This window comes from Ottowia sp. SB7-C50, from assembly GCF_033110285.1.
Lineage (GTDB): Bacteria > Pseudomonadota > Gammaproteobacteria > Burkholderiales > Burkholderiaceae_C > Ottowia.
The window spans coordinates 516,603-538,204 of the sequence record NZ_CP136995.1; the positions used below are offsets into that span (position 1 = coordinate 516,603).

The 21,602-nt window shown below is 67.0% G+C and carries 17 protein-coding genes and 2 pseudogenes; 18 read left to right on the plus strand and 1 reads right to left on the minus strand.

The window, feature by feature from the left end; all coding sequences use genetic code 11:
- Window positions 1-8: 8 nt before the first annotated feature.
- From R0D99_RS02515 to R0D99_RS02600, 18 genes and pseudogenes are all read left to right on the plus strand, one after another.
- Window positions 9-980, plus strand: coding sequence for a PDR/VanB family oxidoreductase (locus R0D99_RS02515; protein ID WP_317749805.1), 972 nt, complete (start codon window positions 9-11; stop codon window positions 978-980).
- Between the two features lie 11 nt (window positions 981-991).
- Entirely contained in the window at window positions 992-2,311 is a 1,320-nt protein-coding gene (locus R0D99_RS02520) for an aromatic ring-hydroxylating dioxygenase subunit alpha (RefSeq protein WP_317749806.1), read from the plus strand.
- 8 nt (window positions 2,312-2,319) lie between these two features.
- On the plus strand, window positions 2,320-2,811 hold the full coding sequence (locus tag R0D99_RS02525; protein WP_317749807.1) for an aromatic-ring-hydroxylating dioxygenase subunit beta: 492 nt from the start codon (window positions 2,320-2,322) through the stop codon (window positions 2,809-2,811).
- A gap of 10 nt (window positions 2,812-2,821) precedes the next feature.
- Entirely contained in the window at window positions 2,822-4,432 is a 1,611-nt protein-coding gene (locus tag R0D99_RS02530) for an ATP-dependent acyl-CoA ligase (protein ID WP_317749808.1), read from the plus strand.
- A 6-nt stretch (window positions 4,433-4,438) separates the two neighbouring features.
- Window positions 4,439-5,617 (plus strand): thiolase family protein, encoded by a 1,179-nt coding sequence (locus tag R0D99_RS02535; protein WP_317749809.1) that lies wholly within the window; start codon window positions 4,439-4,441, stop codon window positions 5,615-5,617.
- Window positions 5,614-6,867, plus strand: a complete 1,254-nt coding sequence (locus R0D99_RS02540; RefSeq protein WP_317749810.1) for an SDR family NAD(P)-dependent oxidoreductase — start codon at window positions 5,614-5,616, stop codon at window positions 6,865-6,867. Before R0D99_RS02535 ends, R0D99_RS02540 begins: the two co-directional genes overlap by 4 nt.
- Window positions 6,868-6,870: 3 nt before the next feature.
- The gene (locus R0D99_RS02545; protein WP_317749811.1) at window positions 6,871-7,674 is read left to right on the plus strand and encodes a cyclase family protein; all 804 of its coding nucleotides are present in this window, start codon (window positions 6,871-6,873) and stop codon (window positions 7,672-7,674) included.
- A gap of 11 nt (window positions 7,675-7,685) precedes the next feature.
- Complete coding sequence (locus tag R0D99_RS02550) at window positions 7,686-8,663, plus strand: tripartite tricarboxylate transporter substrate binding protein (protein ID WP_317749812.1); 978 nt, start codon at window positions 7,686-7,688, stop codon at window positions 8,661-8,663.
- A gap of 13 nt (window positions 8,664-8,676) precedes the next feature.
- Entirely contained in the window at window positions 8,677-9,411 is a 735-nt protein-coding gene (locus R0D99_RS02555) for an SDR family NAD(P)-dependent oxidoreductase (protein ID WP_317749813.1), read from the plus strand.
- Between the two features lie 38 nt (window positions 9,412-9,449).
- Window positions 9,450-10,604 (plus strand): ABC transporter substrate-binding protein, encoded by a 1,155-nt coding sequence (locus R0D99_RS02560; RefSeq protein ID WP_317749814.1) that lies wholly within the window; start codon window positions 9,450-9,452, stop codon window positions 10,602-10,604.
- Between the two features lie 141 nt (window positions 10,605-10,745).
- A complete protein-coding gene (locus R0D99_RS02565) occupies window positions 10,746-13,187 on the plus strand; it encodes a bifunctional salicylyl-CoA 5-hydroxylase/oxidoreductase (protein ID WP_317749815.1) in 2,442 nt (813 codons plus the stop codon).
- Window positions 13,188-13,191: 4 nt separating this feature from the next.
- Window positions 13,192-13,656, plus strand: a complete 465-nt coding sequence (locus R0D99_RS02570; RefSeq protein WP_317749816.1) for a MarR family winged helix-turn-helix transcriptional regulator — start codon at window positions 13,192-13,194, stop codon at window positions 13,654-13,656.
- Window positions 13,653-14,504: pseudogene (locus R0D99_RS02575) on the plus strand (enoyl-CoA hydratase family protein); the annotation flags it as partial. The gene R0D99_RS02570 and the pseudogene R0D99_RS02575, both read left to right, overlap by 4 nt.
- Window positions 14,505-14,649: 145 nt before the next feature.
- Window positions 14,650-15,846, plus strand: coding sequence for an acyl-CoA dehydrogenase family protein (locus R0D99_RS02580; protein WP_317749817.1), 1,197 nt, complete (start codon window positions 14,650-14,652; stop codon window positions 15,844-15,846).
- A gap of 226 nt (window positions 15,847-16,072) precedes the next feature.
- Window positions 16,073-17,692, plus strand: a pseudogene (locus R0D99_RS02585) (AMP-binding protein); the annotation flags it as partial.
- A complete protein-coding gene (locus R0D99_RS02590; protein ID WP_416366015.1) occupies window positions 17,684-18,274 on the plus strand; it encodes a RidA family protein in 591 nt (196 codons plus the stop codon). The pseudogene R0D99_RS02585 and the gene R0D99_RS02590, both read left to right, overlap by 9 nt.
- A gap of 86 nt (window positions 18,275-18,360) precedes the next feature.
- The gene (locus R0D99_RS02595; protein WP_317749818.1) at window positions 18,361-19,086 is read left to right on the plus strand and encodes a class II aldolase/adducin family protein; all 726 of its coding nucleotides are present in this window, start codon (window positions 18,361-18,363) and stop codon (window positions 19,084-19,086) included.
- 11 nt (window positions 19,087-19,097) lie between these two features.
- On the plus strand, window positions 19,098-20,066 hold the full coding sequence (locus R0D99_RS02600; RefSeq protein WP_317749819.1) for a Bug family tripartite tricarboxylate transporter substrate binding protein: 969 nt from the start codon (window positions 19,098-19,100) through the stop codon (window positions 20,064-20,066).
- On the opposite strand, the gene R0D99_RS02605 is transcribed toward R0D99_RS02600, so the two are convergent.
- Entirely contained in the window at window positions 20,053-21,531 is a 1,479-nt protein-coding gene (locus tag R0D99_RS02605) for a PLP-dependent aminotransferase family protein (RefSeq protein ID WP_317749820.1), read from the minus strand. The genes R0D99_RS02600 and R0D99_RS02605 overlap by 14 nt on opposite strands.
- Window positions 21,532-21,602 lie beyond the last annotated feature (71 nt).

The following is a 21,602-nucleotide window of genomic DNA, read 5'->3' on the forward strand; positions in this document are numbered from 1 at the left end:
GAAATGCCATGGATCAGCTTGCCCTGGTGGTGACCCGCATTCGCAGCCTGAACCCCTGGGTGCGTGAACTGGTCTTGCGTGCCGCCGATGGCGCCACGCTGCCCGGCTTTACCGCCGGTGCGCACATTCGCGTGCAGGTCGAGGCTGCGGGTGCCTCCGACTGGCGCGACTATTCGCTCATCGACACCAAGGACGGGGAAGACGGCTCACCGAGCAGCTACCGCATCGCTGTGCGGCGAGACGACACCGGGCGCGGCGGCTCTCGCTACATGCACGAGCAGGTGCAAGAGGGTGATGTGGTTCAGGTGCAGACACCCAAGAACGACTTTCCCCTGCACGACCATGCGGGCGCTGCCGTCCTGCTGGCGGGCGGCATTGGCGTGACACCGCTGGTCAGCATGGCGGCGCGGCTGCGCGCCCAAGCGCGGCCGCTGCGCATGCATTACGCCGTGCGCGACACGGAGTCGCTGGCGTACCAGGACGAGTTGTCGGCGCTGCTGGGCGACGATCTGCAGATGCATGTCGATCAGCACGCGGGCGGGCCACTGGATGTGGCGGCGATCTTGTCGCGTTGCGCGGCGCACGAGCAGGTTTACGTGTGCGGTCCCAAGCCGATGCTCGACGCCGTATTGGCGCGCGCTGCACAACTCGGCTGGCCACCCGAGCGCGTGCATTTCGAGCTGTTCGCACCGCCCGTGGTCCAACAAGGCGACCAGGTGTTCGAGGTCGAGCTGGCGCAAAGCGGCCAGCGGTTCGAGGTGCCGACCGACCGGTCGATTCTGGACGTGTTGATCGATGCCGGGTGCGACCCGATGTTCGACTGCAAGCGCGGCGAGTGTGGCGTGTGCGCGTTGCCGGTGATCGAGGGCGAGGTCGATCATCGCGACTACGTGCTGACGGCCAGCGAGCGCGCCGCCGGCAACGTGATGCAGATCTGCGTATCGCGGGCCAAGGGCCGGCGACTGGTGCTCGACCTTTGAGGGAGCGACCCATGAACAAGTACCGAGACAACCCCGAAGCCATCCAGGCGCTGGTGCGCCCTGGCGAGGTGCACAAGGACCTGTACATCGACCCTGAGTTGTTCGATCTGGAGATGGAGCAGCTGTTCGCCAACACATGGGTCTATGTGGGCCACGCCAGCCAGGTGCCGCAGCCGGGCGACTATTTCACCACCACCGTGGGCACCGAGCCGGTGGTGATGGTGCGCCATACCGACCGCAGCGTGCGCGTGCTGGTCAACCGCTGTCCGCACAAGGGTGTGCAGGTGGCGGGCGGCACCTGCGGCAACACCGGCAAGTTCTTTCGTTGCCCGTATCACGCATGGACGTTCAAGACCGATGGGTCCTTGCTTTCACTGCCGCTGCGCAAGGGCTACGAGAACACGGGCTTCGAGGACTGTGAGGCCAGCAAAGGCATGGCAGCTGCAGGCGCTGTGCATGTATATCGCGACTTCGTGTTCTGCCGACTGGCCCCGCAGGGTATTTCGTTCGAGGACTTCTTTGGCGCGTCGCTGTCCACCATCGACAACATGGTCGACCGCTCACCCGAAGGCCGGCTGGAAGTGGCGGGCGGGGTGCTGCGCTACATGCACCCCTGCAACTGGAAGATGCTGGTCGACAACCAGACCGACACCTGCCATCCCATGGTGGCGCACGAGTCGTCGGCCGGCACGGCGGTAGCGGTATGGAGCCGCGCGCCCGAAGGCACGCCCAAGCCCATGGCGGTGGAGCAGTTCGCGCCGTTTATGAGCCCGTACGAATTCTTCGAGAAGATGGGCATCCGCGTGTGGGACAACGGGCACGGCCACACCGGCGTGGCCGACTCGATCCACGCCGCTTATTCGCCGGTGCCAGGCTATTGGGAGCAAATGGTGGCTGCCTATGGCGAAGAGCGCGCCCAGGCCATCCTGGGCGACGTGCGGCACAACACGGTGTACTTTCCCAACATCATGGTCAAGGGGCCGATCCAGACGCTGCGGGTGTTTAAGCCGGTCGCGGTGGACCGCACGCTGGTCGAATCGTGGACGTTCCGGCTGGTGGGCGCGCCCGACCTGCTGCTGGAGCGCACCTGCATGTACAACCGGCTCATCAACGCGCCCACGTCGGTGGTGGGCCACGACGACCTGGAGATGTACGAACGTGCCCAGCAGGCTCTCAAGGCCCGCGGACGAGATTGGATCAACGTGGCGCGGCTGCTGGAGCCGGGTGAGCCCGACACGCCCGAGGCGGTGGTCAACGGCACCAGCGAGCGCCAGATGCGCAATCAGTTTCAGGCCTGGGCGCGTTTCATGACGGCGGGGGTACACACATGAGCACGCTGATGTTGGATTCGACCCTGGTCATCGAGCGCGAACTGGTGCAGTTTGTTTACCGCGAAGCGAGCCTGCTCGATCAGGCGCGCTACACCGAATGGCTTGACCTGTTTGCCGACGACGGCAGGTACTGGATGCCACTGTCTCACGGCCAGACGGACGTCAAGCTGCACACCTCGCTCATGTTGGAAGACAAGCTGCTGCTGGGCATCCGCATTGAACGTCTGGCGGGCGCACGCACCTATTCGCAGCAGCCGCCCAGCCGCTGCCACCATTTGCTGCAGCAACCCGAAGTGTTGAGCCGCGACGATGCCGCGGGCCGCTACCAGTTGCGCACGTCGTTCCACTACGTCGAGACGCGCAAGGACGACCAGTTTCTGCTCGCCGGCTGGGCCACGCACGATCTGGTGCGCGTGGAAGGGGCTCTGCGCATCGCGCTCAAGCGCGTTGACCTGATCAACTGCGACGCGGCATTTGGCAACATCTGCCTGTTTCCATGAGGCGGTGCCGATGAGCCTGCTGCCACCGCTGTCGTCCCTGTTCGCGCCGCCCGATCGCAGCGTGCCGGTCATGCTTGCACGGCAGGCCGCGCAATACGGCGATCGGCCCTTGCTGGTGTTTGGCGATGTGCGCTGGAGCTATGCCGAGGTGCGGCAGATCGCTGCGGCCTACGGTGGTGCACTGCGCCGCGCCGGCATTTTGGCGGGCGACCGGGTGGCGCTGCTGTGCTCCAACCGGCCCGAGTTCATGCAGGCCCTGCTGGGCTGTGCCTGGGTGGGCGCGGTGGCGGTGCCCATCAACGTCGCGGCGCGCGGCGCCCAGTTGCGCCACATTCTGGGCAACTCGGGCGCACGCTTGCTGGTGACCGAAGTTGAAGGGCTGGCCGCTGTGCGGCAGCTGGAGGGCGATGCCCTTGCGCTGGAGCGCGTCTGGCTGGTGGATGCCAACACGGCCGAGCCCAGTGTCGGCGCGGGCCTGGTGGTCGACCCGTTTCCCGAGCAGCCCGGTGCGGCGGTCGATCCTGCGACCGTGCAGCCGGGTGACACGCTGGCGATTCTCTATACCTCCGGCACCACCGGCCTGTCCAAAGGCGTGTGCTGCCCGCACGCGCAGTATTTCTGGTGGGGCGTGCACAGCGCGCACTTGCTGGGTATTGGTGAGGGCCAGATCCTGCACACCACGCTGCCGCTGTTTCACACCAACGCGCTTAACGCGTTCTTCCAGGCGCTGCTGACCGGCTCGACCCTGGTGGTGGAAAAGCGCTTTTCCGCGTCGGCGTTCTGGGATGCGCTGGCGCGCCACCAGGCCACCGTCACCTATGTGCTGGGCGCGATGGTGCCGATTCTGCTGGCGCGCGATCCGGGACCGAGCGACAACGCCCATCGCGTGCGTGTGGCCCTGGCACCGGGTGTGCCGCCGCAGTTCCTGGGCGAGTTCACGCAGCGCTTCGGCATGCAACTGCTGGAAGGCTACGGCTCGACCGAGACCAACTTCGTCATCGGCGCCACGCTGGGCGAACAACGCGCGGGCACCATGGGCCGCGTGCGCGCCGGCTTCGAAGCCCGTGTGGTGGACGAGCAGGACAACGAACTGCCGCACGGCGAGGCGGGTGAATTGGTGCTGCGCGCCGACGAGCCCTTTTCGTTTGCCACCGGCTACTTCGGCATGGCCGACAAGACCGTCGAGGCCTGGCGCAACCTGTGGTTTCACACGGGCGACCGCGTGATACGCGACGAAGCGGGTTATTTCCGCTTCGTTGATCGCCTGAAGGACGCCATCCGGCGCCGCGGCGAGAACATCTCGTCCTACGAGGTCGAACAGGTGCTGATGAGCCACCCGTGCATCGAAGTGGCTGCGGTGTATCCGGTGCGCAGCGAACTGGCCGAAGACGAGGTCATGGCGGCCATCGTGGTGCGCGAGGGCGACCGGCTGGACGAAATCGAGCTGATGAAGTTCTGCGAGCCGCGCATGGCCTATTTCGCCGTGCCGCGCTATGTTGAATTTGTGCGCCAGTTGCCAGCCACCGAGAACGGCAAGGTGCAGAAATTCAAGCTGCGTGAGCGCGGCGTCACCGCCGCTACCTGGGACCGCGAAGCGGCAGGCTACAAGCTGGTGCGCTGAGGAATCATGGCCCATCCCATCCTGCGTCGCGGCTATGAAGGCGTGGCCGTGGCCGTGCCGATCACGGTGCCGTACCGGCGCTACGCGACCGAGGGTGCACACTGGTTTCTGGGCCAGGCGGTGAAGGCCTTGGTGTCGACCAGCGGCATCGACAAGGCGGACATCGATGGCCTGGCGGTCAGCAGCTTTTCGCTGGCGCCCGACACCGCGGTTGGCGTCACGCAGCACTTGGGCATGAGCCCGCGCTGGCTGGACCACCTGCCGACTGGCGGCGCGTCGGGCGTGATGGCGTTGCGCCGTGCGGCGCGTGCCGTGCAGGCGGGCGATGCCAACGTGGTGGCTTGCGTCGCTGCGGACACTAACCACGTGGATTCGTTCAGACAGACGCTGGGGGGCTTCAGCCAGTTCGCGCGCGACGCCACGTACCCGTACGGATCGGGCGGCCCCAACTCGGTGTTCGCCATGATCACCGCACATTACATGCGCACCTTTGGCGCTACGCGCGAGGACTTCGGCCGCATCGCGGTCAGCCAGCGCGCCAACGCATTGCGCAACCCCAACGCGCTGTTCAAGAAGCCGCTGACGCTGGACGAATACATGGCGGCCAAGGCCATCTCGGAGCCCCTGCACCTGTTCGACTGCGTGATGCCATGTGCCGGGGCAGATGCCTTCCTGGTGATGAGCGAAGCGCGCGCGCGTGACCTCGGCCTGCCTTACGCGCAGGTGCGCGGCGCCATCGAGCGGCACAACGCCTATGCCGACGATCCCATCATGCTGCGCGGTGGCTGGCGCGTGGATCGGGACGAGCTTTACGCCATGGCCGGGATTGGGCCGGACGCCATCGACTTCATCCAGACCTATGACGACTATCCGGTGGTGGTCATGATGCACTTCGAGGATCTTGGCTTCTGCGAAAAGGGCGAGGGGCCAGCCTTCGTGCGGCAGAAGACGCTCACCTGGGACGGCGCCTTCCCCAACAACACCAGCGGCGGCCAGCTGTCGGTGGGGCAGGCGGGTGCCGCAGGGGGCTTTCTCGGCATGGTCGAGGCGCTGCGCCAACTGACGGGCACAGCCGGCGAGCGCAGCGTGCCGGATGCGATGACCGGATTGGTGTGCGGCTTCGGCATGGTGACCTATGACCGTTGCCTGTGCACCGGCGCCGTCATTCTGGGAGCCGCCGGATGACCATGCCGCTGATGCGCCCCCCGCGCAAGAACCCCGTTCTGCGCACGCCCCAGATCAACCTGCCGCCAGGCTCGCGTGGGCGCGTGGCACTGGGCCTCACCTCTGCGGCCGCATACGGACGCTTCGAGCTGCAAACCTGCGTCGACTGCGGCGCCGTGCAATACCCGCCGCGCGAAGCCTGCCATCGCTGCCTGTCGGTCCAACTGCGCTGGCGCGAACAAGGCGGCGCCGGCCGACTGCTGGCCACCACGACCTTGCACCACAGCAACGACCTGTATTTCCGGGAGCGGCTGCCGTGGCGGCTGGGCATGGTGCAGCTGGATGCCGGCCCCAGCATCATGGCGCATCTGCATGGTGCCGTGAAGCCAGACGCTGAACGCGTTCGCCTGGGGGCGCGGCTGGACCGCGCCGGCCAGGCCGTGCTGATCGCTTTCCCTTTTGAAGACGAGGCTCACATGGCCGACGACCCGATGCTGCGCGAGATGACTTCTGACCCGAAATTCCGCAAGGTGCTGGTGACCGATGGCAAGACCGCGGTGGGCCAGGCGCTGGTCAAGTCACTGGTCAAGGCCGGTGCCGACATCGTCTGGACCGGCCACGCAGAGCCATGGAAAAAGCTGCCAGGCATGGACGATCTCGCGCGCCTGCCGCAGGTAAGCATGGTGCCGCTGGACGTGACCAACGGCCGCTCGGTAACCGAGCTGGCGGGCGAGATTGGCGGCAAGGTGGACATCGTGATCAACAACGCCGAAGTGCACCGAGGCTTTGGCATTGCCGCACGGCGCGGCACCGATGTCGCGCGCGCCGAAATGGACACCAATTACCTGGGCCTGCTGCGCCTGGCGCAGGAGTTTGGTCCGGCACTCAAGGGCCGCGCGGCGGATGGCGTCACCCATGCCAGCGCCTGGGTCAACCTGCTGTCGGTATACGCGCTGTCCAACTTTCCGCCGCACGGCACTTTCTCGGCGTCGAAGGCCGCTGCGTATTCGCTGGCGCAGTGCCTGCGTGCCGAGATGCGGCCGGCGGGCATTCGCGTCATCAACGTCTTTCCCGGCCCCATCGACGAAGAGTGGAACCAGCAGTTGCCGCCCCCCAAGCTGGCGCCAGAGACCCTGGCCAATGCCGTCGTGAAGGCGCTGCGCGATGGCGTGGAGGACGTTTACCCCGGCGATGTGGCGCAGGAATGGCTGGCGCGCTGGCGCGACGACCCGAAGGTGCTGGAGCGCGAACTGGCCATGAACGGAGGCTGACCCATGTCCCACCAGTCACCCCCACTGCTGGCGCAGCTGGCCGCTGCGCTGGCCACGGGCGACATTCGCGTCATCGACCTGACCCAGACGCTGACGCCCGAATTTCCCCAGATCGCCTTGCCACCGGAGATGGGCCAGTGCTGGCCGTTCCGCATCGAAGAGGTGTCGCGCTACGACGAGCGTGGCCCTGGCTGGTACTGGAACAACTTCTCGTGCGGCGAACATACCGGAACCCATTTCGACGCACCCATCCACTGGATATCGGGTCGGCACCTGCCCCACAACGCCGTGGACACCATCGCGCCACAGCACTTCGTGGCACCGGCCTGCGTGATCGACTGCAGCCAGAAGGTGCAGGACGATCCGGATTACCTGCTGACAGTGCAGGATATCCAGGAGTTCGAGGCCGCGCATGGCCGCATCCCGGCGGGCGCCTGGCTACTGATGCGCACCGACTGGTCGCAGCGCCGCGATCCCGAGGCGTATCAGAATTTCGACGAGACTGGCCAGCACACGCCCGGCCCCAGCAGCGAGGCTGTGCAGTTCCTGGTGAACGAGCGTGACGTGCTGGGGTTCGGCTCCGAGGCCATCGGCACCGACGCGGGACAGGGCTATCACCTGCGCCCGCCGTATCCGTGCCACTATTTCATGCACGGTGCCGGCAAGTACGGGCTGCAATGCCTGACCAACCTGCACCTGCTCCCGCCGACGGGCGCCATGCTGATTTGCCCGCCGCTGAAAATCCAGAACGGCAGCGGCAGCCCGCTTCGGGTGCTGGCGTTGGTGCAGGGTGGAGGTTTGTCTTGAGAACACGTCCCATGTTGCGATTGATCGGCCGATGGACACTGATGGCCGCCGCGCTGGCGCTGGCAGCCGGCGGCGCGATGGCACAACCGGCGTCCTGGCCCAACAAGCCGGTGCGCTTCATCGTCGCTTTTCCGCCAGGCGGGCTGGCCGACGTGCTGGCGCGCATGCTGCAGGTGCCGCTGGGCGAGGCACTGGGGCAACCTGTCATCATCGAAAACAAGGGCGGGGCTGGCGGCAATGTGGCCGCCGTCGAACTGGCGCGCACCGGCGGCGACGGCCACAGTTTCATGGTGAACGTGAGCACGCTCGAATCGGTCAACCCCGTCATGTTCGAGCGCATGCCGGTCAACCCGGCCAAGGACTTTCAGCACGTGGCCTTGCTGGCCAACACCCAGCTGTTCCTGGTGACGCGGCCGACGCTGCCGGTCACGGACGTGAAATCGCTGGTGGCTTATGCCAAGGCGCACCCCGGCAAGCTGAGCTACGCATCGGCCGGCGCGGGCACCACGCCGAACGTCGGTGGCGAACTGTTCAAGCAGGGTGCCGGCATCTTCGCCACGCACATTCCGTATCGCGGCGCGGCGCCCGCCATCCAGGACCTGATGGCGGGACAGGTCGACTTCGGCTTCATGCCGGGCACCATGTTCCAGCACGTGAAGGCGGGCAAGCTCAAGCTGCTGGGCGTGGCGAGTCGGCAGCGCACGCCCAACTATCCCAGTGCGCCGACCATCACCGAAGAAGGCATTCCCAATGTGCTGGTCGACACGCCCTTCGTCATCTACGCGCCCGCCGCGATGCCGGCAGCGCACGTGGAGCGGATGAACCGCGAAATCAATCGCCTGCTGGCGCAGCCCGCCATCAAGACGAAATTTGCCGAGTTCGCCGCCGATGCCATGCCGCTGGGTCCGGCGGAAGTCAAGGCGATGGTGCAGTCCGAGATCGCGTTGTTCGGACCGATCGTCAAGTCGCGCGGCATCAAGAGCGATTGAACAGGAGTCGTTGATGACGCAACATCCTCCTCGTGTGGCAGTGGTGACCGGCGGAAGCGCCGGCATCGGCCGCGCCATCTGCGAGCAATTGTTGAACGAGGGGTGTCGCGTGATCTCCCTGTCGCGGCGGCCATGCGATATTGCCCATCCGCAGCTAGGCAACGTGCTGGTCGACCTGATGGATCGCGAAGCCACCACCCAGGCCGTGCGCGAACTGGCGGCGCGCGAAGCTGTCAACACCGTCGTCCACAACGCCGGCGTGATTCGCGCCGCGCTGCTGCCGGATGTCCAGCTGGCCGACGTCGATGCCCTGCTCAATCTGCACCTGGCTTCGGCCATCCAGCTGGTACAGGCGTCGCTGCCGACCATGCGGGCACAACGCTACGGTCGGGTGGTGCTGCTGTCATCGCGTGCCGCGTTGGGACTGGCGACGCGCACGGCCTATTCGGCCACCAAGGCGGGCATGCTGGGCATGGCGCGGACCTGGGCGCTCGAGCTGGCCGCCGAAGGCATCACCGTCAACGTGGTGGCACCGGGGCCGATCCGCACCGACATGTTCTACGACGTGGTCGAAAAAGACAGTGACCGCGAGCGCGCGCTGGCGGCTTCGGTGCCTGTACGGCGCCTGGGCGAATCGGCCGATGTCGCACGCGCAGTGTCGTTCTTTGCAGACCCGGCCGCCGGCTTCGTGACGGGCCAGGTGCTTTATGTATGCGGCGGCACGAGTGTGGGCTCGCTGGCCCTCTGAATCGACGTTTTTCCAACCCCTGCATCAGGAGACACATCATGAAACTCACGCATGTCGTTCGCTCGGTCGCCTGCCTCGCGCTGGCGCTCGGCGCCGGATCGGCGGCGCTGGCCCAGGTCAAGGTGGGGGTGATCACCTCCGCCACGGGGCCGACAGCGCTGGTCGGTATTCCGCAGAAGAACACCGTGCCGCTGCTGCCCAAGCAAATCGGTAATCTGAGCGTTGAGTACATCGCGCTCGACGACGCCAGCGATCCGACGAACTCAGTGACCGCCGTGCGCAAGCTGATCGCGGAAAACAACGTCGACGCCATCATCGGCCCGTCGGGTTCGCCCAACGCCATGGGTGTCATCCAGTTCGTGGCCGACGCGGGCGTGCCGCTGCTGGCGCCTGTGGGCACGGCAGCCGTTGTGGTGCCGATGGACGAGAAGAAGAAGTGGGTGTTCAAGACCACGCAGAACGACGACATCATTGCCGATGCCTTGCTGGAGCACATGGCCAGGACGGGCATCAAGACGTTGGGCTTCATCGGCACGTCAGACCCCTACGGCGAGAACTGGTTCAAGGTCGTGAGCGGCATGGCCGACAAGCTGGGAATCAAGGTCGTCGCCAACGAGCGCTTCCAGCGGTCGGACACGTCCGTGGTCGGGCAGGGTCTGAAGATCGTCGGCGCACGTCCTGACGCCGTGCTGGTGGCCGTGCCTGGCGGCCCGTCGGTGCTGCCGCAGGTCACGCTGTTCGACCAGGGCTACAAGGGCAAGATCTACCAGACACACGGCGCCGCGCTGCCTGAGTTCCTCAAGCTGGGGGGCAAGAAGGTGGACGGAACGATCCTTGCCGCCAGCCTGATGCTGGTGCTGCCCGAAATCGCCGACAGCAATCCCTCCAAGAAGGTCGCCGCCGACTACATCGCCGCGTATGAGAAGCTGAATGGATCCAAGCCCGCGACCTTCGGTGCCAACGTGTTCGACGCCGGGTTGTTGCTGCAGCAGGCCATCCCGCTGGCCGAGAAGCGCGGCAAGCCGGGCACCAAGGAGTTTCGCGCCGCGCTGCGCGACGCACTGGAGCAGACCCGTGAAATGGTGGGCACGCAGGGCGTCTACAACATGACGCCGCAGGACCACAGCGGCTTTGACAAGCGCGGCCGCGAGCTCATCACGGTGCGCGGCGGCAACTTTGTCTTGCTGAAGTAAGGGCTACGCCCCGCGCGCCGTGCGCACCCCCGCACGGCGCGCGGGGTGCCGGCGCTGCGACAGCCCCCGGCGTAAAGCCGACGTCCGAGCAGCACAAAGAAGCAGTTGACGGCTAATAATTCATATATAAACTGTTGAACCATGAACATCGTCTGCATCGGCGGCGGCCCCGCTGGCCTGTACTTCGCACTCCTGATGAAGCAGCACAACCCGGCCCACGACATCACCGTGGTCGAGCGCAACAAGCCCTACGACACCTTCGGCTGGGGCGTGGTGTTTTCCGACGCCACCATGGACAACATGCGCCAGTGGGACAAGGCCACGGCCGATGAGATCGAGCAGGCTTTAAACCACTGGGACGACATCGAGCTCGATTTCAAGGGCGAGGTGATCCGCTCCGGCGGCCACGGCTTTGTCGGCATCGGGCGCAAGAAGCTGCTCAACATCCTGCAGGCGCGCTGCGAGCAACTGGGCGTCAAGCTGGTGTTCGAGGCCGACGTCAACTCCGACGCCGAATTCCCCGACGCTGACCTGATAATCGCCAGCGACGGCATCAACTCGAAAGTTCGCACGCTGCACCAGGACGTGTTCCAGCCCGAGTTGGTGGTGCGCCCCAACCGCTACATCTGGCTGGGCACGAACCGCCTGTACGACGCCTTCACCTTCGTGTTTGAAAAGACCGAGCACGGCTGGTTTCAGGCCCACATCTACAAGTTTGACGAGCACACCACCACCTTCATCGTTGAATGCCCTGAGCACGTGTGGCTGGCGCATGGGCTCGACAAGGCGACGCAGGACGAATCGATTGCCTTCTGCGAAAAGCTGTTCGCCGGCACGCTGCAAGGCCACAAGCTGATGACCAACGCGCGCCACCTGCGCGGCTCGGCCTGGCTCAATTTCCAGCGCGTGAAGTGCGAACAATGGTGGCTGAAGAACGCGCACGGCGCCCACGTGGTGCTGATGGGCGACGCGGTGCACACGGCGCACTTTGCCATCGGATCGGGCACCAAGCTGGCGATCGAGGATGCGATTGAGCTCACGCGGCTGTTCATCGAGATGGGCGACGCGCCCGAGCGCATCGGCGAGGTGCTCACGCGCTATCAAGCCACGCGCAGCGTCGAGGCGCTGAAGTTGCAAAACGCCGCCTGGAACGCCATGGAATGGTTCGAGGTCTGCGGCGACCGCTACTGCGACACGCTGGAGCCGCCGCAGTTCATGTACAGCATGCTCACGCGCAGCCAGCGCATCAGTCACGAGAACCTGCGCCTGCGCGACGCGGCCTGGCTCGAAGGCTACGAGGCGTGGTTCGCGCGCACACGCACGGCACCGCCTGGTTTTGAGTCAAATCAGGCTCCGGTGCTTGCCAGTCAAGCGCAAATAGCTCCTGTTTCAGGATCAACCGTCCCGCCCATGCTGACGCCTTTCACGGTGCGCGGCCTGACGCTGAAGAACCGCATCGTCGTCTCGCCCATGGCGCAATACAGCGCGCAAGACGGTGTGGTCGGCGACTGGCACCTGATGCACCTGGGCGCGCGCGCTGTCGGCGGCGCGGCGCTGGTGATGGTCGAGATGACCTCGCCCACGCACCGCCACGGCTTTGATGGCCGCATCACCCCCGGCTGTCCGGCGCTGGAGAGCGACGCGCAGCAGGCCGCCTTCCAACGCATCGTCGACTTCGTGCATGCGAACAGCGACGCCGCCATCGGCCTCCAGCTGGGCCACAGCGGGCCGAAGGGTTCGACGCAACTCGGCTGGGAGGCGATGGACGAGCCGCTGCCGCAAGGCAACTGGCCGCTGGTGGCCGCCAGCGACGTGCGCTATGGCGAGCAGAACCAGACGCCCCGATCGCTGACCCGCGCCGACATGGATGCGCTGCGCGATGCCTTCGTCGCCGCCACGCGCCGCGCCCACGCAGCGGGCTTCGACTGGCTGGAGCTGCACTGCGCCCACGGCTACCTGCTGTCGTCCTTCATCAGCCCGTTGACCAACCTGCGCACGGACGAGTACGGCGGTTCTTTGGAAAACCGCTGCCGCTACCCGCTGGAAGTGTTCGCCGCCATGCGCGCCGCCTGGCCGCAAGACAAGCCGATGAGCGTGCGCATCTCGGCACACGACTGGGCGCCCGGCGGCACCACGCCCGCCGACGCGCTGGAAGTCGCCAAGCTGTTCAAGGCCGCGGGCTGCGACGTGATCGACGTGTCGTCCGGCCAGACCACACGCGCCGCCAAGCCGACCTACGGCCGCATGTACCAGACGCCGTTTGCCGACCGCATCCGCAACGAGGCAGGCATTGCCACCATGGCCGTGGGTGCGATCTCGGAGGCCGACCACGCCAACAGCATCATCGCCGCCGGCCGCGCCGACCTGTGCGCCGTGGGCCGCCCGCACCTGGCCGACCCGGCCTGGACGCTGCACGAAGCCGCCAAGCTGCAAAACCACGCCATCGGCTGGCCGCGCCAATACCTGAGCGGACGCGACCAGCTGTACCGCGAGCTGGCAAGGCAAAAAGCGGCGCTGGCGCCCGCCAGTACAGCGCAAACAGCTCCTCAATCCATAGCAAACGTGGCCGCGACGACGGTGTGAGGCCATGGACCTGGAAGCCCGCGCCCACGCCGAACATCCTGACGAACTGCGCCTGTGGCTGCGTCTGCTGACCTGCACGCAGCTGATTGAAAAGCAGGTACGCACCGACTTGCGCGAGCAGTTCGACACCACCTTGCCGCGCTTTGATTTGATGGCGCAGCTGGAGCGCGTGCCCGAGGGCATGCGCATGAACGAGCTGTCGCGCCGCATGATGGTGACCGGCGGCAACATCACCGGCATCACCGACCAGCTGGAGGCCGAAGGCCTGGTCGAGCGTGCCGAAGTGGCAGGCGACCGACGCGCCTACCGCGTGCGGCTGACGTCCAAGGGCCGCCAGCAATTCAACGCCATGGCCCACGCGCACGATGCGTGGATCATGGGCGCCTTTGCGGCCTTGAACCCGCGCGACATTCAAACCCTGCACACCTTGCTGGGCAAGGTGAAAGCCCATTTTCTGGAGACAGCATGAAGCATTACATCGGCGCGGGCAACCCCATGCGCCCACAATTCGACGCCCGCTCGCCTTACCAGGCCAAACACTTCGCCTGGAGTTGCGACGCCAATGGCGTCGGCACGGTGAGCCTGAACCGCCCCGAGCGCAAGAACCCGCTGACCTTCGACAGCTATGGCGAGCTGCGCGATCTGTTCAACGGCCTGCGCTACGCCACCGACGTGAAGGTGGTGGTGGTGACCGGCGAGGGCGGCAACTTCTGCTCCGGCGGCGATGTGCACGACATCATCGGCCCGCTGACCCGGATGACGATGCCCGAGCTGCTGGAGTTCACCCGCATGACGGGCGATCTGGTGAAGGCCATGCGCGGCTGCCCGCAGCCCGTCATCGGCGCCATCGACGGCGTGTGCGCCGGCGCGGGCGCGATGATGGCGCTGGCCTGTGATTTGCGCTATGGCTCGCCCGCGACCAAGACGGCGTTCTTGTTCACCCGCGTCGGCCTGGCCGGCGCCGATATGGGCGCCTGCGCGCTGCTGCCGCGCGTGATCGGGCAGGGCCGCGCGAGCGAGCTGCTGTTCACCGGCCGCGCGATGACCGCGCAAGAAGGCCTGGCCTGGGGCTTTTTCAACGCGCTGCACGACAGCGGCGATCTGTTGGCCAAAGCGCAGGCCATGGCCGCAGACCTGGCGGCGGGCCCCACGTTTGCGCACGGCATGACCAAGACCATGCTGTCGCAAGAGTGGGCCATGACGATTGAGCAAGCCATCGAGGCCGAGGCACAGGCACAGGCCATCTGCATGCAGACGCAGGACTTCCGGCGTGCGTATGAGGCTTTCGCGGCGAAGCAGAAGCCGGTGTTTGGGGGGGGATTGAAACCCAAATGCAAGTACGCGAAGGACGCAAAGATCACGCGAAGGACGCGAAGAGAAAACCTGAATTGAATTTTTTTCGCGTCCTTCGCGTGATCTTTGCGTCCTTCGCGTCCGGTATTTCTGTCAATAACGCACACCTATGACGCCTTCCATCGCCCACCTCTCGCTGCCCTTCTTCGACGCCGCGCACCGCGACATTGGCCAGCGCCTGCCCGCGTGGGCCGCCGCGCAAGACGTGGACGAGCGCGATGACCGCGCCGCCTGCCGCGACTGGGTGCGGCGACTGGGTAGCGACGGCTGGCTGAAATACTGCGTCGCGGCCGAACACGGCGGCGCATTGCCGCAGCTCGATTCGCGCGCGCTGGTGGTGCTGCGCGAGACGCTGGCCTTTTATTCGCCGTTGGCCGACTTTGCCTTTGCCATGCAGGGCCTGGGCAGCGGCGCGATTTCGCTCGGCGGCACGCCGGCGCAGCAGGCGGCGTATCTGCCGGCGGTGGCGCGCGGCGACAAGATCGCGGCGTTTGCGCTCAGTGAGCCGCAGGCCGGGTCGGACGTAGCAGCTATGCAAACCATAGCTGCTTGCGCAGAGGGGGCGGGCGCTGGAGGCCAACGCGACTCTAAAGCTGCGCATTGGCGCCTGAACGGCACCAAGACCTGGATCAGCAACGGCGGCCTGGCCGACTTCTACTGCGTGTTCGCCAAGACCGAGCCGCAAGCCGGCAGCCGCGGCGTCACCGCCTTCATCGTCGACAAAGGCGCGCCTGGGCTGGACGACAGCGCCCACATCCACGTGATGGCGCCGCACCCGCTGGCGACGTTGAAGCTGACCGACTGCGCGGTCGCGGGCGACGCGCCGCTGGGTGACGTCAACGGTGGCTTCAAGCTGGCGATGCAGACGCTCGACATCTTCCGCGCAAGCGTGGCCGGCGCCGCGCTGGGCATGGCGCGCCGCGCGCTGGCTGAAGCGATCGATTACGCGCGCCAGCGCCAGATGTTCGGCCAGACGCTCGCCGACTTTCAGCTGACGCAGGCCAAGTTGGGCGAGATGGCCGCGCTGATCGACGCCGGCGCGCTGCTGACCTACCGCGCGGCGTGGATGCGCGACACACAGCACGGCTCGATGAAAGAGCGCAGCGTGGCCGCGGCGATGGCCAAGATGACCGCCACCGAAAACGCCCAGCGCGTGATCGACATGGCGCTGCAAATGCACGGCGGGCGCGGCGTCGAAGTGGGCGCCAAGGTCGAATCGCTGTACCGCGACATCCGCAGCCTGCGCATCTACGAAGGCGCGACCGAGGTGCAGCAGTTGATCATCGGCAAGGCGGTGTTGCAGTGACTTCAGTAGGGCGTGCTGACTTTCTCTCTCTCCCGCGTGCGGGAGCGGGTTGGGGTGAGGGTGCCTTTCTCCTTTCCCTCCTGGGGGACGGCAGGGTTGGGGGCCAACCGCGCCCGCTGATGACGCTACGTCCCCTTACCCTCGCCCCCGGATCGAGTCCGGGGCAGGCTCTCTCCCCAGCGGGGCGAGAGCGCAAATCCCCGGTCACGTTCGCATGGAGCTGCCCATGACCACACCCAGCGCCCAGACCGACCGCTTTGTGCACGACCGCCTGCCGCCGCGCGACCAGTGGCCGGCGTTTCGCTACGACCTGCCCGAGCTGCAGTTCCCCGATCAGGTCAATCTGGTGCAGCGCCTGCTGGACGACGCAGTGGACCTGAAGGGCTGGGGCGAGCGGCCGCTGCTGCGCTCACCGCAAGTGACGTTCACGTACGCCGAAACGCGCGAGCGCGTGAATCGCATCGCCAACTATCTTGTCCACGATCTGAAGCTGCAGCCCGGCAACCGCGTGCTGCTGCGCGGCGGCAACTCCATCGGCATGGCGCTGTCGTGGCTGGCGGTGGTCAAGGCCGGGTTGGTGGCGGTGGCCACGATGCCGTTGCTGCGCGCGCTGGAACTGGGCAAGGTGATCGGCAAGGCACAACCTGTGGCTGCCATCTGCGACGCGCGCTTGCTGCCCGAGCTGGAGCAGGCGCAGGCCGCGCAGCCGGGCGTGCTGCGCCACATCGTGCGCTTTGGCGCCGCGGATGACCCGCAGGATCTGGGCGCGCTTGCGGCGCGCCAGCCGGCCAGCTTCACCGCCTGCGCCACCGCGGCCGACGACATCGCGCTGCTTGCCTTTACCAGCGGCACCACCGGCGCGCCCAAGGCCGTGGTGCACACGCATCGCGACGTGCTGGCCGCGTGCGAATGCTGGCCGCGTCACGTGCTGCGCGCCACACCGGATGACGTGGTCACCGGATCGCCGCCGCTGGCCTTCACCTTCGGGCTGGGCGGGTTGCTGCTGTTTCCGATGTGGGCGGGCGCCAGCATCTATTACCCCGACGTGCCCTACAACCCCGAAACCATGGTGCGCCAGATGCGCGAGCACGGCGTCACCACCTGCTACACCGCGCCCACGTTCTATCGCCAGATGGCGCCACACGCCCGGGCCATCGGCATCCCCACATTGCGCACCTGCGTCAGCGCGGGCGAGGCCTTGCCGGACGCCACGCGCCAGCTGTGGAAAGACGCCACCGGCATAGAGATGCTGGACGGCATCGGCGCCACCGAGATGTTCCACATCTTCATCTCGTCGGACGGCGCCGATGTGCGGCGGGGCGCTATCGGAAAAGTCGTGCCCGGCTACCAGGCCAAGGTGGTGGACGACGAGGGCCGCGAAGTGCCGCGCGGCACGGTCGGCAAGCTGGCGGTGATCGGCCCCACGGGTTGCCGCTACATGGACGACGCGCGCCAGACGCGCTATGTGCCGGATGGTTGGAACCGCCCCGGCGACGCCTTTGTGCAGGACGCCGACGGCTACTTTCACTACCAGGCGCGCGACGACGACATGATCATCACCGCCGGCTACAACGTCGGCGGCCCCGAGGTCGAGGACTGCCTGCTGACGCACCCGGCCGTGGCCGAATGCGGCGTGATCGGCAAGCCCGACGACGAGCGCGGCATGGTGATCAAGGCCGTGGTCGTGCTGAAAGCCGGCCACGCGGGCGACGCCGCCATGGTCAAGGCGCTGCAGGACCACGTGAAGAGCAGCATCGCGCCCTACAAGTACCCGCGCGAGATTGAATTTGTCACCGCGCTGCCGCGCACCGAAACCGGCAAGCTGCAGCGCTTCAAGTTGAGGGAGAAGTCTCCCCCCCTGAGGCGCTTCGCGCCTTCCCCCCGGCAGGGGGGACAGCGCTGGTGGCCGGCACAGGTCCGGCCACGGCGTTCCGGCATGGCCTGCTCCGCGGCCCTTTGTGCAGTGGATGGGTACGGTGTTTGTTTCACGTGGTGCGTATGCGCGCAGAAATTCTGGAGTATGGATATGAGGAAGGTTCTTCACCCCGCCGACTGGGCGCCCGCCAAGGGCTACGCCAATGGCATCGCCGCGCGCGGCACCCAAATCTATGTGGGCGGCCAGATCGGCTGGAACGCGCAGCAGCAGTTTGAAAGCGACGACTTCATCGCGCAGACGCGGCAGGCGCTCATCAACATCGTCGACGTGCTGAAAGTGGCCGGGGCCGGCCCCGAGCACATGGTGCGCATGACCTGGTACGTGGTCAGCCGCGACGAATACAACAGCCGCCTGAAGGAACTGGGCGGCGTGTACCGCGAAGTGATCGGCAAGAACTTTCCCGCCATGAGCTGCGTGCAGGTCGCGGGGCTGATGGAGGCGCGCGCCAAGGTGGAGATCGAGGTGACGGCGGTGCTGCCCGATGCGCCTTGAGGAACGACGGCGAGGTCAGGCCCGTGGGTCCGACGCGACTGGCTGAAATGAGGTAAGTTGCGGGGTCCGCCAAGCCCCGAGCCGCCATGTCCCTGAAGCCTCCTGCGGCCGATCTCATCGATCGGCTGGTCCTTGCCAACCGCATCCTCTACGACCAGGGCATCGTCGATGGCCTTGGCCATGCCAGCGTGCGGCACGACAGCGAACCCGGCGTGTTTCTGCTGTCGTGCAACCGGGCGCCCGGACTGGTGCGGCGGCGTGACATCACTTGCTACGATTTTGATGGCAACGCCGTTTCGGCCGACTCCGAGCGGCCGTACCTGGAAAGATTCATCCACGCCGAGATCTACCGCGCGCGGCCCGACGTGATGGCCGTGGTGCACAGCCATTCGCCCAGCGTCATTCCATTCGCCATCACGCGCCACGCGCTGAAGCCGGTCTATCACATGGCGGGTTTTCTGGGCAGTGGGTCGGCGCACTTCGACATTCGTGACGCGGGCGGCGACACCGACATGCTGATCCGCAGCAGCTATCTGGGCCAGGCACTGGCGCGCTCGCTCGGCCAGCACAACTGCGTGTTGATGCGCGGCCATGGCTCGACGGTGGTCGGCACGTCGCTGGAGCAGGTGGTGTACCGCGCCATCTATACCGAAATGAACGCGCGCCTGCAGTTGGCTGCGCAGCCGCTGGGCGACATCACCTTCCTGAACGCGCAGGAAGCGCAGCTGTCGTCGGAGATGAACGACGGGCAGATTCCCCGCTCGTGGAACCTGTGGGTGCAGCGGCTGGGCGCGGTCGACCTGGATCAATGAAAGGACCCAACATGCGACGCAACTTCATCACCGCCGTGGTCGGCGCCCTGCTGGTCTGCGGCGCCGCGCAGGCGCAGACCGAAGCCTACCCGACGCGCGGCGTGCGCATCGTCGTGCCGTATGCCACGGGCGGCGGCTCCGACATCCTGGCGCGCCAGATCGGCGCTGGCCTGCAGCAGGCCTGGGGGCAGGGCGTGGCGGTGGACAACAAGGCCGGCGCCTCGGGCAACATCGGCTCGCAGGAAGTGGTGCGCGCCAAGCCGGACGGCTACACCCTGCTGCTGCAGAACTCGACCATGGTGACCAACCTGGGGCTCACGGGAAAGCTGCCGTACGACGCCGAAAAGGACCTCACACCCATCCTGCTGCTGGGCATCACCCCCATTGCGCTGGCCGCGCACCCCGGCGCGCAGATCGGCAGCGTGAACGATCTGGTCGCTGCCGCCAAGGCGCGGCCCAACACGCTCAGCTACGGCTCCTGCGGCATCGGCACGCCGCAGCACTTCGTGATGGAACTGCTCAAGCAGAAGACGGGCGTGCCGGCCGCGCACGCCGGCTACAAGGGGTGTTCGCCCGCGCTGACGGATGTGGTGGGCGGCCAGATTCCGCTGGCCATCGTCAGTGCCAACCTGGTGGCGCCCTATGCCAAGGACAACCGCCTGCGCGTGGTGGGGGTGTCGTCGGCCAGGCGGTATGCCTTGCTGCCGGATGCGGCCACCTTTGAGGAGCAGGGCTTCAAGCCGTTCGACTTCTCGATCTGGTACGCGCTGATGGGGCCGGCCCACATGCCGCCCGCGGTGGTCGCCAAGGTGGCCGCCGACGTCAGCAAGATCATGGCCGACCCGGCCGTGCGGGCCACCTTGTCGAACGCGGGCGTGGAGCCGAGCGTGGGCAGCGCGCAGGAACTGGCGCGCGTCATCAAGGCCGACGCGCAGCGCTACACGCAGCTGGCCAAATCGGCCGGCATCAAGCCCGAATAGGCGCGGCCAGTTCGTCGCGCGAGCGTGCAAACGCGCGCCAGAACGCCACGTCCTGCGTGCAGGCAAAGTTGATGCGCATCAGCGTGCTGGGCTGGCGCGTGGCGTGGAAGAGCGCGCCGGGCGCCAGCAGGTAGCCGTCGTCCAGCAGGCGCAGCGCCAGCTGGTCGGTGTCGACGCCGGTGTCGACCCAGCCGAACAGCCCCGCCGGCTCGGCGGCAAAGGTGCAGCCATGTTGCAGCGCCAGCTTCACGCTGCGGCTGCGCGCGGTGTCCAGCCGGGTGCGCACGCGCTCGGCATGGCGGCGCAGCTGGCCCTGGTCGATGACCTGGGCGAGGGCGCGCTCCAGCAGCGTGGGCGTGGTCAGGGTGGCCAGCAGTTTGGTGTCCAGCAGCGGCTCGACCAGCGCGGGCGGCGCAGCCAGAAAGCCGACGCGCCAGGCCGGCGCCAGGATCTTGGCGAAGCCGCTGACGTAGACGGTGCGCGCCAGCCCGTCCAGCTGCGCCAGCCGCGTGGCGTGCTCGGCCGCCAGGTGGTGGTAGGTGTCGTCCTCGACGATGTGGAAGTCGTGCTGCTGCGCCAGTTGCAGCAGCCGGTGCGCGCTGGCCGGGCCCAGGCAGTAGCCGGTGGGGTTGTGCAGCACGCTGACGCTGACGAACAGGCGCGGTGCGTCGCGCGTGCCGGCGCGGGCTTCGCAGTGGCGCGCCATCACGTCCAGGTCGGGCCCCTGCGGGCCGCGCGGCACCGGCAGCATGCGCATGCCCAGCGCCGCCAGCCGCGCAAATTCGACCGACCAGCCGGGTTCTTCCACCATCACCGTGTCGCCCGGCTTGAGCAGCGTGCGGCTGACGATGTCGAGCGCCTGGGTGGCGCCCACGGTGGTGACGATCTGCGACGGCGCGGCCTCGATGCCCTGCCGCGCCAGGCGGGCCGACAGCACGCGGCGCAGTTCGGCGTCGCCCTGCGGGTCGCCGTAGCGCACGGTGGCGTCGCGCAGGCCGGCGCCGGCGCTGGCGCGGCGCAGCGCGCTGGCCATGAAGTCGTTGTCCAGCCAGTCGGGCGGCAGCACGCCCATGCCGGGCTGGGGCTTGCCGTCGCGGTCGCCGCTGAACATGCCGCGCATCAGCGTTGCCGCGCTGATGGGCGCGCTTTGGCGGCGGGCCTCGGCGATATCGCCGGTTGCTATTGAATCAGTAGCTGTTCGCGCTGATGCAGCAAGCGCTGGGGCGGCATTTTGGGCCAGATCGCGCACGAAGAAGCCGCGGTTGCGACGCGCTTCGACCAGCCCGTGCGCCAGCAGCTGGTCGTACGCGGCGACCACGGTGGACGGGCTTACGCCCTGCTGGGCCGCGCACTGGCGCACGCTGGGCAGGCGGGTCCCCGGTGCCAGCAGGCGGTCGCGGATGCGCTCGGCAAAGCGGTCGGCCAGCTGGTGGGTCAGGGTCTTGGCGGGGGCGGGATGCAGCATGTCAGGAAGCCGGCGTGGGCGCCGTGTGTCGTGACGCTGAACCATACAGTTCGTGATCTGCGCTTGTCAAC

Excerpts from the sequence above, each read along its gene's own strand:
- R0D99_RS02515 (WP_317749805.1), top strand. The coding sequence starts at position 9 with ATGGATCAGCTTGCCCTGGTGGTGACCCGCATTCGCAGCCTGAACCCC.
- R0D99_RS02520 (WP_317749806.1), top strand. The coding sequence starts at position 992 with ATGAACAAGTACCGAGACAACCCCGAAGCCATCCAGGCGCTGGTGCGC.
- R0D99_RS02525 (WP_317749807.1), top strand. The coding sequence starts at position 2,320 with ATGTTGGATTCGACCCTGGTCATCGAGCGCGAACTGGTGCAGTTTGTT.
- R0D99_RS02530 (WP_317749808.1), top strand. The coding sequence starts at position 2,822 with ATGAGCCTGCTGCCACCGCTGTCGTCCCTGTTCGCGCCGCCCGATCGC.
- R0D99_RS02535 (WP_317749809.1), top strand. The coding sequence starts at position 4,439 with ATGGCCCATCCCATCCTGCGTCGCGGCTATGAAGGCGTGGCCGTGGCC.
- R0D99_RS02540 (WP_317749810.1), top strand. The coding sequence starts at position 5,614 with ATGACCATGCCGCTGATGCGCCCCCCGCGCAAGAACCCCGTTCTGCGC.
- R0D99_RS02545 (WP_317749811.1), top strand. The coding sequence starts at position 6,871 with ATGTCCCACCAGTCACCCCCACTGCTGGCGCAGCTGGCCGCTGCGCTG.
- R0D99_RS02550 (WP_317749812.1), top strand. The coding sequence starts at position 7,686 with ATGTTGCGATTGATCGGCCGATGGACACTGATGGCCGCCGCGCTGGCG.
- R0D99_RS02555 (WP_317749813.1), top strand. The coding sequence starts at position 8,677 with ATGACGCAACATCCTCCTCGTGTGGCAGTGGTGACCGGCGGAAGCGCC.
- R0D99_RS02560 (WP_317749814.1), top strand. The coding sequence starts at position 9,450 with ATGAAACTCACGCATGTCGTTCGCTCGGTCGCCTGCCTCGCGCTGGCG.
- R0D99_RS02565 (WP_317749815.1), top strand. The coding sequence starts at position 10,746 with ATGAACATCGTCTGCATCGGCGGCGGCCCCGCTGGCCTGTACTTCGCA.
- R0D99_RS02570 (WP_317749816.1), top strand. The coding sequence starts at position 13,192 with ATGGACCTGGAAGCCCGCGCCCACGCCGAACATCCTGACGAACTGCGC.
- R0D99_RS02580 (WP_317749817.1), top strand. The coding sequence starts at position 14,650 with ATGACGCCTTCCATCGCCCACCTCTCGCTGCCCTTCTTCGACGCCGCG.
- R0D99_RS02595 (WP_317749818.1), top strand. The coding sequence starts at position 18,361 with ATGTCCCTGAAGCCTCCTGCGGCCGATCTCATCGATCGGCTGGTCCTT.
- R0D99_RS02600 (WP_317749819.1), top strand. The coding sequence starts at position 19,098 with ATGCGACGCAACTTCATCACCGCCGTGGTCGGCGCCCTGCTGGTCTGC.
- R0D99_RS02605 (WP_317749820.1), bottom strand. The coding sequence starts at position 21,531 with ATGCTGCATCCCGCCCCCGCCAAGACCCTGACCCACCAGCTGGCCGAC.